The sequence below is a fragment of the Flavobacterium amylolyticum genome (assembly GCF_048284335.1).
Classification (GTDB): domain Bacteria; phylum Bacteroidota; class Bacteroidia; order Flavobacteriales; family Flavobacteriaceae; genus Flavobacterium.
Genome location: NZ_JBLVPG010000001.1, coordinates 124019 through 136615 on the forward strand (window position 1 = coordinate 124019; position 12597 = coordinate 136615).

12 protein-coding genes are annotated in these 12597 nt (G+C 32.5%); 2 read left to right on the top strand and 10 right to left on the bottom strand.

Annotated features, from left to right (window positions below):
* Positions 1-60: 60 nt before the first annotated feature.
* The 9 genes from ACNQF9_RS00550 to ACNQF9_RS00590 all read right to left on the bottom strand — a co-directional run bounded on the left by ACNQF9_RS00550 (position 61) and on the right by ACNQF9_RS00590 (position 10108).
* Positions 61-417 carry a hypothetical protein gene (locus tag ACNQF9_RS00550; RefSeq protein WP_417958295.1) on the bottom strand — a complete coding sequence of 119 codons (357 nt, stop codon included), beginning with the start codon at positions 415-417 and terminating at the stop codon, positions 61-63.
* Between the two features lie 52 nt (positions 418-469).
* Positions 470-1648, bottom strand: coding sequence for an AIR synthase related protein (locus ACNQF9_RS00555; protein ID WP_417958296.1), 1179 nt, complete (start codon positions 1646-1648; stop codon positions 470-472).
* A 231-nt stretch (positions 1649-1879) separates the two neighbouring features.
* Positions 1880-3361, bottom strand: a complete 1482-nt coding sequence (locus tag ACNQF9_RS00560; RefSeq protein ID WP_417958297.1) for a carboxypeptidase regulatory-like domain-containing protein — start codon at positions 3359-3361, stop codon at positions 1880-1882.
* 83 nt (positions 3362-3444) lie between these two features.
* Entirely contained in the window at positions 3445-4818 is a 1374-nt protein-coding gene (locus tag ACNQF9_RS00565) for a CsgG/HfaB family protein (RefSeq protein WP_417958298.1), read from the bottom strand.
* Positions 4819-4945: 127 nt separating this feature from the next.
* The gene (locus tag ACNQF9_RS00570; protein WP_417958299.1) at positions 4946-5353 is read right to left on the bottom strand and encodes a curli assembly protein CsgF; all 408 of its coding nucleotides are present in this window, start codon (positions 5351-5353) and stop codon (positions 4946-4948) included.
* Positions 5354-5474: 121 nt separating this feature from the next.
* Positions 5475-6209: a CsgE family curli-type amyloid fiber assembly protein gene (locus ACNQF9_RS00575; protein ID WP_417958300.1), complete on the bottom strand. Its 735-nt coding sequence runs from the start codon at positions 6207-6209 to the stop codon at positions 5475-5477.
* A 4-nt stretch (positions 6210-6213) separates the two neighbouring features.
* Entirely contained in the window at positions 6214-6738 is a 525-nt protein-coding gene (locus ACNQF9_RS00580) for a hypothetical protein (RefSeq protein WP_417958302.1), read from the bottom strand.
* 146 nt (positions 6739-6884) lie between these two features.
* Positions 6885-7571, bottom strand: coding sequence for a hypothetical protein (locus ACNQF9_RS00585; protein ID WP_417958303.1), 687 nt, complete (start codon positions 7569-7571; stop codon positions 6885-6887).
* A gap of 347 nt (positions 7572-7918) precedes the next feature.
* Positions 7919-10108: a glutamine synthetase III family protein gene (locus tag ACNQF9_RS00590; protein WP_417958304.1), complete on the bottom strand. Its 2190-nt coding sequence runs from the start codon at positions 10106-10108 to the stop codon at positions 7919-7921.
* A gap of 290 nt (positions 10109-10398) precedes the next feature.
* Between ACNQF9_RS00590 and ACNQF9_RS00595 the strand changes: the two genes are divergently transcribed.
* On the top strand, positions 10399-11346 hold the full coding sequence (locus ACNQF9_RS00595; protein WP_417958305.1) for a TerC family protein: 948 nt from the start codon (positions 10399-10401) through the stop codon (positions 11344-11346).
* A 56-nt stretch (positions 11347-11402) separates the two neighbouring features.
* On the opposite strand, the gene ACNQF9_RS00600 is transcribed toward ACNQF9_RS00595, so the two are convergent.
* Complete coding sequence (locus tag ACNQF9_RS00600) at positions 11403-11894, bottom strand: hypothetical protein (RefSeq protein ID WP_417958306.1); 492 nt, start codon at positions 11892-11894, stop codon at positions 11403-11405.
* A gap of 71 nt (positions 11895-11965) precedes the next feature.
* Between ACNQF9_RS00600 and ACNQF9_RS00605 the strand changes: the two genes are divergently transcribed.
* The gene (locus tag ACNQF9_RS00605) at positions 11966-12553 is read left to right on the top strand and encodes a DUF1543 domain-containing protein (protein WP_417958307.1); all 588 of its coding nucleotides are present in this window, start codon (positions 11966-11968) and stop codon (positions 12551-12553) included.
* The last annotated feature ends 44 nt before the right edge of the window (positions 12554-12597 follow it).

A 12597-nucleotide genomic window follows, 5' to 3' on the forward strand; every position in this document is an offset into this window, starting at 1 on the left:
AGAAAAATATTTTTTTAATGGAGGACTTGTTACGGAGTGCTGGATTAGCTCCTCAAAATCCTATTCATTCATTTCATCATAACGAACTGGAACTTGGGGATCATAGAGCGCACATTTAAATTCTGCCATAGTATCTACAAGAAGATCCATCGTTTTTCCCTCAGTTCCATAACAATCTATTTGAATGCTTTGTGGTGTAGTTTTAACATGAAAAGCGCCTTTTCCGGTACTGTTCTTCCAGCTGTTGTCATCTACTTTTTCCCAGTTTGAAAATACCGTATTAAGCCTGTTCATGATAACATCAACGGGAAGATTTTCTAATCCCGCTATAATTTTCTGTTCTGCAATATCTTCGTAAACCAAATGATGATTTAGATAGATACCCTCCTCATAATTCCAAAAAAGTAATTCGTACATTAGAAAAAAGTTAAAAGATTAAAAATTAAAAAAATAGCTACAGTTAAAATCTTTAATATTCAAAAGTACCGTATTCGCTACTAATGGTTAATTTCTTAGCATCAGCAGCTTCTACTCTACCCACAATTTGAGCCTCCACATTAAATGATTTCGAAATCGCAATAATATCTTGAGCCACAGCTTCGGGAACATAAATTTCCATTCTGTGGCCACAATTGAATACTTGGTACATTTCTTTCCAATCAGTTTGGGATTGTTCTTGTATCAACTGGAACAACGGCGGGACAGGAAATAAGTTGTCTTTTATAATGTGTAAATGCTCTACAAAATGTAAAATTTTAGTCTGAGCGCCTCCACTGCAATGCACCATTCCGTGAATTTCATTAGAAGAATATTGGTCTAAAATTTTCTTGATGATTGGTGCATAAGTACGTGTAGGCGAAAGCACTAATTGTCCTGCATCTATTGGTGAATTTGCTACCGCATCAGTCAATTTAATCTGTCCGGAATAAATTAGTTCTTCTGGAACTGCGGCATCGTAACTCTCAGGGTATTTAGTGGCTAAATATTTTCCAAAAACATCATGACGTGCCGATGTTAATCCATTGCTTCCCATACCTCCGTTATAACTTTTCTCGTATGTAGCTTGGCCAAAAGAAGCTAGTCCTACTATTACGTCACCCGCTTTAATATTAGCATTATCAATTACTTTACTACGTTTCATCCGGGCTGTTACCGTTGAATCTACAATTATTGTTCGAACAATATCACCCACATCTGCTGTTTCACCTCCAGTGGAATGTATAGTCACACCAAAAGAATCCAGTTCTTTGATAAGATCTTCGGTTCCGTTGATAATTGCCGAAATTACTTCAGCCGTAATTAGATTTTTATTTCTTCCAATGGTGGATGAGAGTAAAATATTATCGGTTGCACCTACGCACAATAAATCGTCAATATTCATTATCAAAGCATCTTGAGCGATGCCTTTCCAAACGGAGATGTCACCGGTTTCTTTCCAGTACATATATGCCAAAGAGGATTTAGTTCCAGCGCCATCAGCATGCATAATCAAACAATAATCACTATCCTGAGTTAAATAATCCGGAACAATTTTACAAAATGCTTGTGGATATAATCCTTTATCAATGTTTTTTATAGCGTTGTGAACATCTTCTTTGGATGCTGAAACACCGCGAAGCGCATATCTTTTTGAAGTTTCTGAACTCATGTAGTATAGTTGTGAAGCCTGCTTTTAGGCAGATAGTTGTGCAACAAAGATACTAATTTGATTTAGGAATTCAGAATTAGGTTTTAGGATTTATTATACTATTTTTTGACCAAGTAAATCCCGGACCATATATTAGCAATTTAGCTAAACTTATTTTTTTTCGCTAGCAGCTGTATCGTTATTATAATTATGTTTCTGAACAAATTCAAAGGTGAATTGAGTAGATACATTCTATTTCCATTCCGGCATTGAGCCTCCAGAAAATAAAGTTGCACGCGTATCTGGATCCGTTATACTTGACTTTACAATATTTTTGATCGAAATTCCATCGTTAGAAGTACTTGTGAAAATTACTTCTGCTTCATTTGGAGAAAACTTAACATCTAGATCATTAAATCCATTTGGCTTATTTGTATCTACTTCTGTGGAGGTATTGGTCAAACGATTGTAAATAAAAATACGAGAATCGAGTCTTCTATAGTTCGAACTTTGATAGCCAGATACATCTCTTGTATATACGATTTTTTGATTATCAACAGAAATATCTAAACCACTTACCGCTCCATCTAATCCTGACAGCACCTGATAGAGGACGACTCCTGAAGTATTTATCACATAGATCTCGGAATTGTAACCCGAAATATCATTTACTTTTAGTACAATTTGAGTGGTATCTTGGCTCCAATCGCATTCTGATATAAATTTACCATTTGGAGTTCTAAACAATTCGACTAGTCCACTTCCGTCTGCATTAATTCGATATAATTTGTCAAAATTTGGATATATCAGCTGACTACCGTTGGTACTCCAACTGTAATTGATATGCTCCATGTTGAAACCTGCAATAGGAATAGAATTAGTCACTTTAAAAACATTTAGACCATCTGGATCCATTGTATAAATTTGATTTTGAGAACCATCAGAACTTATATATGCAATTTTATTAATTTCCAGATTTTTTCTAGGTCTATAGCTATTTACTTCAGAGGAAGACAATTGTAATTGATTACCCGCTTCATCAGCTGTATAAATAACATTATTGCTATTGACTTTTTTTATGTACAAAAACCTAGGATTAGGGAATGCAACAGTTGTAAAAATATTCGTTACACTATTCGAGGGTGTATTAATACCATCTGACGCAGATACTTGCCAATAGTATTTTGTACTGTAACTTAGTCCTAAAATCTCAAAAGTAGTCGTTTTAATATCTTTAAAAGTAGTCACAACATCAGTCGTTCCGTTTTTAAGAGTTATGGTATAGGTCAGAGGATCCAATTCTTTATCAGTTGCCGTCCAAGCCAAGTTTAATTTCAAACCTTGACTTTTAGCATTATCCAAAGGAGAGGTTAATACGGGAATAGCTGGGGGCTTATTATTAGCCGTTGAAATATCTAACTCAAAGATGATTTGCACGGTCACATTTTTAGTAATTGTAGCAGGCTCGAACTTAGAAATATAACCCTCTTTTTGTGCCTGAAACGAATACTTCCCTACTAGAATTTCACTGAACTCAAAATAACCGTCTTTATCAGTAAAATAGGTACTTGTTGTTGGACTTGTAGAAACTCTTGCGTTAGCTATAGGTTCAAATGTTCCAGCATCAACAACTCTTCCTTTCACTATTCCCACGCCATTATCATCAATCTGTTCTTCACTACAAGAAACGAAGAGGATAAAACATATTATGATTTTTATTCCTAATTTTTTCATCTTTATACTGTGTTATTTATTAGACATTAGAAACTATTTGAGCTTACTCTTTAATGATTTGTTTTTTATAAAAAAATCAAAATTTACTTGATTTTGGTCTTTAGTTTTCGATGAAAATAATACGTCATCCCAAAACCGAAACGCCAATAATAATCGTCTCGAACGCCACTTACTACATAGTCAATATTATCCGAAAAATTCAAATTATGCTCTCCGTATAATTTTAATCCAAAATTATTCGTTACTAAATATTCTATTCCTGCACCATATAAAACTTTGGCACTTAAATTATCAAAATCAGAATTAAAACTTGCTCCAAAACCGCTAAAAAAATACGGAGTAAAAACGTCATAAGGAAGTAATAAATACTCCAAATTTAGTTCTAATGATGCGTAACCAACATCTAGTTTACCTTTATTTCCTAGTCTAAACACATTGCTTGAAGCGCTCAAATTCAAATTGGGTTTTATAAAATACTTTATCGCACCTCTAAGCATTGGCTTAGCGATCGGATTTGGATAATCTCCAGCCATATACGTAACTCCACTTGTTGCTTCTACCCCAATTTTACCTCTTTTTTCATCCCTATTTCTACCATAAAGTAATGCTAAATCCGCTTCTTCTTTTTCTTTGGTATAGGAATCGATAAAAGTGGTTACTTCCTTAGAGGTTGCCGCTACTTCCCAAAGATTATTTTTAATTCCATCCACTATTAATCCTTCTACTGCTTTTTCTATAGCCTCAGTAACGGCAAGCTGAATAGGTTCATTTCTAGTGAAACCGGTTTCTACTTCGAGAAGCCTTTTGATGTTTACATACTTAAATAAGTTAGCATCTACGCTTTGAGACAAAATGGTCTTAGATACATACACTGTATTCAAAATTTTACCATTTGAAGTAGAAACTAACCTGAGATAGATCGAGATTCGATCTTGTCGGTATCTTGTTGAACCTCCAGTTCCAAAATACCGGGCTCCGAAACCTCCTGTAATGATATTAGAATCATACGATATAATACCTCCTTCTAATAAAACACCTGCAAATAACAAAGGGGTTAATTGGGTTTCCGTGGTTTTTGAATCAGTAGCATATTCTTGACGTGTAGAACGAATAATATTTCTCTCGTTTAAAAGATTTCCTAGATTTTCTCTCTCTATAGGCACAAACCATTTAGAATCCCCTAAGGCTTTAATTAAAATTGAAGTTGCTCCCTGGGTCACTGCAGTACTAAATGTGCTTCCCTGATCAATCGCTTTATATTGTCCGGTTTGGTCTTTGAATTTATAAACCCCAACAACTATTTGTTCCTTGGGCTTAGGTAGCTTTGTCAATAAAGATGTAGCGGGTGTGTTTTCTCCATAGATGGCTTTTTCAATACCAACGGGTTGATTGAAATAAGCACCACAACTAGATAATAGAAAAACAAATAGAAGTGTAAGTACAGTTTTTTTATTCATAATATTGGTAGTATTTAGGGCTTTTTTAACAAAAAATATCATACAAAAATTAAATCAGTGATGAATTAATTTTATGACTATTAGGTAGATTTTAAAAAAATCATGTCATTTGATTCAAAAACAAAAGTTAGTTTCCTGGAATAATAATCTGGGTTTGTTCACCCGTATCTGTATCAAGTATATCAACTACTAATCCCAAATTTGAAGGATAAATATCAACGGATAAGCTCCCAAAAACATAAGATCCTTCCTTAATTCCTCCTTCGCCAAACTTTTTTTGAAATAAGGAATTGGATAATTGATTCAACAATTGATTATTTAAATTTTGTTTAAATCGTTCCAATTCTGTTGGCTGTTTAAAATCAGTACCCGCCTCCTCTTTAAAATCATTTTGAGCTTCAGCTGAACTCAGCAACCACTGATAATTAAACGTATCCCCACCAAAAGCAGGATTTCGTGGCTTATAAACCATATCTTGAGCACTCAAAGTAGTAGAAAATATAATTAGACCGCAAATTACAAATAGTAGTTTCATAATAGTTTTTATTTAAATGAAGGAATAGTAGATTTGGTTTAAAAAACTTTAAAATATAAGAAGCCTAACAATATGAAATTGATACTTTAAAGAAACAATAGCAACAATTTGAAGTTGAAAATTAATATTGAGTAATAAATTTAGCTTGCTTTTCAATATTTTTAAAATATTGAAAAATTTTAGTAGCGGATGATTCAGCCATGTATTTTAAAAAGTCTTCGTCTGGCCTGGCTATAAATTCTTCGATAACATCACTATCTACTTTTAGAATAATCTTAGTGGTTCGTCCAAAAGTCAACTCTTCTTGAACAGTAATTATTTTTTGAGATTTGATCTTTAATTTCGAAAACTCGGAATAGAAGAAATCATAAAAATCATTTCCTAACTTGGTTTTTGTTTCATTAGAAATTATACCTAACATTTCTAGACCATCCTTAGGCTTAAGTATGGTGACTTCAGTCTCGTCCGCTCCACCAAAAACGCGACGATCTTTTCCAATGATAGTATTATCTTCATCATAAATCAATAATAATATAATAATTTCATCCTCTTTACTCCTGTTTACCTGTGTTTTTGAAAGAAAAACTTTTTGAATAGGCTCTAATGTTACACGACCATCTTGTGCATTATCGGATCTATTAGAATTCAATTTATTCTTTTTAAAAACGGTAAGTTTAAAGGAGATATTTCTAAACTCTGATTTTAAATTCTCCACAGTTCCAGTTATTGAAAGTGTATTCTCTACTTCTTCAACCTCTATTTTTGGTTTAATGTCTTTGTTTATATTTTGAGAGAAACCGACTGTTATGAATAGTAAAAAAGAAATAGAGACTATCCTAAATATAGATGATTTCATAGTGCTAATGATTAAAGATATAAATCGCCCCTGAATTTCCCGTTTGTGTAATTTTCATGTCTTTAGATATTGAATTTGTGCCATTATTATACAACGATAAATTATTTCCTTCTTGATTTATAGACATATTTATGGATCCCTCAGCGTATAATGAAAAATCACTTATAAAATTATTAGAACCTAATTGAGAAACAGATTGATTTAAATCACTCGTGTTTTTATACATATTGAAATAATTATTATATCCATTCTGATGGATGGCAATTTCATAATTTGCAGCCTTAACATTAAGAGTTGCATAATTATTAAAACCTACCTGCGCAATCTGAATCAAATTATTATTCTGAAGATATTTGTCTAATGGCTCAACTTGACCAATTCCATCATTATTAAAATTGGAATTTTTAACCTTATCTACCAGTTCATATAAACCCAACGAAAACTCATTAGTTTGTAAAACTTGACCATTAATAAAAAGTGTATGTACAAATGCAATTACAAACAGGATATTATTTAGCTTTAGTTTCATGATTTTCTAATTTATTGATACTGCCATAAAAATAAATATTATCTAAAAAATTAAATTCAAAAATGAATTAATTTGAAATAAAACAAAGTAAAAAAAAGGGACAGAATTGAATCTATACAACTCCATCCCCTTTTATAATGTAAAAGTTAGTTAGATTGTACTACTATACTTAAATTACCTAAACCCCATTGGTTAACTGTACTCAAATGATCACTACCCGTTTGGATAGTCCATGCATTATTGGCAGTTCCATATTGATTGATGTAAGAAGTATTATCAACCCCAATTTGAAGAGTTAAAGCATTATTGAACTCTCCGTAAGTATCAACAAAAGAGGCGTTTCCAAAACCAAATTGAACAACAGTGGAATTGTTATCGTGCCCTTCTTGCATTACGTCTGAATAATTCCCTGCAATAAACTGTAGTGTAGTAGAAGAATTATCTCTGCCTATTTGAGTAGTTTGGGATACGTTAAAGAATCCAAACTGTCCCGTTACAGCGTCATTTCTTCTTCCATCTTGATCGATGTAAGCCGCATTAGCAACTCCAAGTTGGCCAATGTAAGCATCATTGCGACGCCCGTCTTGCTCAACATCAGCATAATTAAATGCTCCCGCTTGATTTGTGTCAGATTCATTAAATCTTCCACTTTGATCAATGACCGCAATATTTGCAAAACCTAATTGCAAAACATCCGAATCGTTTTGCATACCCGCTTGCGTTACAAAGCTAGCATTGCCAACTCCAAATTGGTTAACCATACTCATGTTCCCTTGTGCAAAAGCCAATGAACCTACTAGCATCGCGGAGATGCTCAAAATTACTTTTTTCATAATAAATATATTTAATTGGTTGTTAATACAAGTTAATATATAGGTTAAAAGTGATTTGGGGAACCTCTCTTAGGGAATATTTAATAAGAAATATGTTTTTAATTAATTGCTTATTTTAATATTACATATCAAAGATAGAAAAGAATTTATGGAACAAAAAAACTAACAAACTGTTTTTTAAGTCTTTATAGATTTTTTCGATGAAGTGATTAACTAAATCGATGAAGAACTAAAATTGAATTTCACAAAGTAGGACAAGTATTAATAAATACTGAAATTAACATTTGTGATAAACAAAAAAGAGGCTTTTAATGAAAAAGCCTCTTTTTAATATGTTTGCGAGTAGATTACTTAGTAAATAACAACTCTCTATATTTAGTTAGAGTCCATATTTCATTGTCTACCAACAACTCTAATTTGTCACAGTGATTTCTAATGATTTCAAAATAGGGTTTTACTTTATTGCAATATGCTTCTGCCATTTCCTGTGCATCAGTCAAATTGTTTGCTATTTTTCTTTCGTTAGTCATTTCTTCCACTTTAGAATTGATTCCTTCAATGTGACCTGAAATCTCTTTAATCAAAACAATTTGCTCTTTAGCAATAGTTTCAAAATCAGTCCCAAAAATATCTTTCAAACCTTTAACATTCGTGATCAACGTATTTTGGTAACGTATTGCAGTAGGTATAACGTGATTTTTAGAAATATCACCTAAAACTCTGCTTTCAATTTGGATTTTTTTAGTGTATTCCTCTAATTCAATTTCGTAACGCGCTTCCACCTCAATGTGGTTCATGATATTCAATTCGGAAAATAAGTCTAATGATTGTTTAGAAATTCTTGCTTTTAATGCCTCAGGAGTTGTTTTAAAGTTACTCAATCCTCTTTTTGCAGCTTCGATTTCCCATTCTTCACTATATCCATCCCCTTCAAAAAGGATTTTTTTAGATTGCTTGATATACTCTCTTAATACATTAAAAATCGCATCGTCTTTCTTCATGTCCTTTGAATCAATCAATGCATCAACTTCCAGTTTAAAATCTCTTAATTGCTTTGCAACTATTGCATTTAAAGTAGTCATTGCATTAGAACAGTTAGCTGTTGAACCTACCGCTCTAAACTCAAATTTATTTCCTGTGAAGGCAAACGGTGATGTTCTATTTCTATCTGTATTATCCAAAAGGACATCCGGAATTTTACCCACTACATTTAATTTCAAGTCTGTTTTCTCTTCAGGAGATAATTTTCCAGCAGTTACACCTTCTAATTCAGCCAAAACTTTAGTCAATTGTCCTCCAATAAAAACTGATATAATTGCAGGCGGAGCTTCATTAGCTCCCAATCTATGATCATTACTTGCCGAAGCTATAGCAGCTCTTAATAATGATTCATTATCATTTACTGCTTTGATGGTATTAATGAAGAAAGTCAAAAACTGCAAATTACTCATTGGCGTTTTGCTGGGGCTTAATAAGTTGACTCCAGTATCCGTAGCTAATGACCAGTTGTTGTGTTTCCCGGAACCATTAACTCCCTTGAACGGTTTTTCATGAAACAATACTTTCAATTCATGACGTTCAGCTACTTTTTGCATCACATCCATCAATAAACAGTTGTGGTCTACAGCTAAATTCGTTTCTTCAAAAATTGGTGCCAATTCAAATTGATTTGGTGCAACTTCATTGTGACGCGTTTTTACAGGGATCCCTAATAACATACATTCTTGTTCTAAATCCCTCATGTAAGTTAATGCACGGGTAGGAATAGAACCAAAATAATGGTCATCCAGTTGCTGTCCTTTCGCAGAAGTATGGCCTAACAAAGTTCTTCCAGTCATCATAAGATCGGGACGAGAATCCGCTAAGGCTCTATCAACTAAAAAATATTCTTGTTCCCAACCTAAAGTCGCAGTAACCTTTTTTACATTCTTATCAAAATATTTACATACTTCAGTAGCGGCCTCATCCATAACCGTTAAAGCACGCAATAAAGGTGTTTTATAATCTAAAGCCTCTCCGGTATAAGAAATAAAAACAGTTGGAATACATAATGTAGTTCCAAAAATAAATGCTGGAGATGTTGGATCCCAAGCTGTATATCCTCTTGCTTCAAAAGTGTTTCTTATTCCTCCATTTGGAAAACTAGAGGCATCAGGTTCTTGCTGTACTAATTGCGCTCCCCCAAATTTCTCTACTGGATCGCTACCATCATAAGAGGTCTCAAAAAAAGCATCATGTTTCTCAGCAGTTGTTCCCGTAAGAGGTTGAAACCAGTGTGTATAATGTGTCACTCCTTTTGACAAAGCCCACTCCTTCATACCCATGGCGATATAATCGGCTAATTTCCTGTCAATTTTAGTTCCATGCTGTACTGCATCGCGCACTCCTTTAAAAGCATCTGAAGTTAGAAATTGCTTCATCGCTTTGTCATTAAAGACATTAGAACCAAAAATAGTTGATTTCCTATCAGATTCTTCAAATTTAATTGGCTTTCTAGTCGATGCTTCTTTCAAAGCTTGAAAACGTAATGTTGACATAAAAATTGTTTTTAAGTAATTAGACCCCTATTATTTTGATGCAAATATAATTTAATTATTACTTTTATAAAATTTTGCCTCTTATTTTTATGGGTTAAACCTCCAAATTTGTGAGATTCCTAAAAAAAAGCATTAGAAATCACAACTTAGTAATTTTAAGGGTACTTTTTTTTCAGGAAGAGAATTACATAAAATATCAAATAATAAACAACTATTAACTTTACTTAAAATATCTGTTAAAGTTAAAAAATCAAAAAGTATCTTTACACAAATACAAATACCTAAAATTTATGATTGTCTGGATTTCTTTTTTAACCGCTGTTTTAATTTTTCTAGCTCTTGATTTAGGAGTTTTTAATAAGACGCCACATATTATAAGTTCAAAGGAAGCCGGAAAGTGGACTGCAATATGGGTCACTTTATCTTTTATGTTTTCAGGAGTGATTTATTGGCTTTACAGTAATAATTACATTGCTAATCCAGATGAATTAAAGCCAACAACTGCAGCAATAAAATTCATAACTGGCTATTTGATTGAATTATCATTAAGTATTGACAATATATTTGTAATTGCAATAATTTTTTCTGCTTTTAAAATCCCTCAAAAATACCAACATCGCGTTTTATTTTGGGGTATATTAGGAGCCATAGTCTTTAGAGGCCTAATGATCTTTTTTGGAGTAATGTTGATCAATAAATTCTCTTGGATGACTTATATATTTGGAGCTTTCCTTATATACACCGCCATGAAAATGCTGTTTAGCAATGAGGACGAGCAATTCCAACCTAAAAAATCTTTTGTTTACAAAACACTCCGAAAAATAATCCCCATATCTAACCATATTGATGAGGAACATTTTTTTGTAAAAAGAAGACACATCACTGCAGCAACACCACTTTTTGTTGCTCTTGTAGTAATCGAGGTAATGGATGTTGTTTTTGCAATTGACAGCGTTCCCGCAATATTAGCCATTACTAATGATCCGTTTTTGGTTTTTAGTTCCAATATATTTGCTATTTTAGGATTGCGATCTATGTATTTCTTTTTGGCAAATATGTTAGCTAAATTCAGTTATTTAGAATACAGCCTCATTGCTATTTTAAGTTTCGTAGGATTTAAAATGGTGCTTCATGATTTTATTGAAATTCCTGAATGGGGATCCCTAGCCTTTATAGCTATTTCACTCGTAGCTGGTATTGTAGTCTCCTTGAGAAAAAGTAGTAAGGAATTCATATAAATAATAAAAAAAAGGGAAATCTCACGATTTCCCTTTTTTTTTATTAAAAATACAATCTAAAAATTAATTTTCTGAATTTCACTTTTATTAACCTTTAAGGCAGACATAACCGCGTCTAAATTATTCTTATTAACAGTAGTAGAAAAACTAGCGGGTATTATTACAATTCTAAAAGTCTGGTCTTGTGTCCAGCTAGCCGGTAAAGTATTCAAATTAAAGTTAGCAGTTAGAAAAATATTTACACTAAATTTTGAATAATCAAAATTAAAATCCAACTCTCCGCCATCATTGAAATAATACGTTTGGGGCATTAACTTCCATACATCCTCCCCATTTACAGTATCATATAGATGATATACTAAAACTGCATCTGAAGAGTAAATTGGTGGATCAAAGGAAACCAATTTGCTGTAATTATTATTGGAATTAAATGAAGTCGTAATTTCAAAAACTTCACTAATGGTATCATTATCCACAGTCTCATTAACTTCACAACTCTGTAGTGCCATCATCCCGATGAAAACTAAAAATAAGGTAATTTTTTTCATTCGTTATCGTTTTTATAATTTATATTAAAAACTCTATTCATGAATTGTGCCAAACTTTATTTTAAAAAAAAATGTACTTTTGGATTATGGAAAATGAACTTAAATTATACATGATAATGCTAGGCTGTGTGCCAGAAGGACGCTTTACAGAACAGCATGATATCTATTTTGGAATTGGTAAATCCTTAAAAGAATTGATACCTCATATAAATCTTTTTTGGCCAGAAGCTAAAGGTAAAATTCATATTGATGCCTGGCGAGAAGTTTCTGTAGTTGATGACTGCTCTATTGAAATTGTTCCAAAAAACACAGCGGTACAAATTACTCCAGAACAATTATTTTTCATCAATTTAGGAGGTTATAAAGAAAATGAATTTGAAGAATACCATTACAAAATGATTACAGTTGCTGCTAGTCTAGCATTGGCATCAAAAAAATCAAAGAAAACTGCATTTTATAAACATTGCGGTTTCAAAGAAGCACCTTCACATATTGACGATCAATATGGAATAGATATAGATGATATTTATAATGTGTCAGACATGTTACCAGCGCAATTCCAATCTTTATATTCATTAAAAATCACAAAGTCCGAAATGCCATTAGAACAAAACCCATTGCATATAGGCTATTTAAAATTGAAAAAAATTAAAGATTAGCCTAATCAACATTTGCTTTTGTTCTAGTAGATTATAAGCAAAAG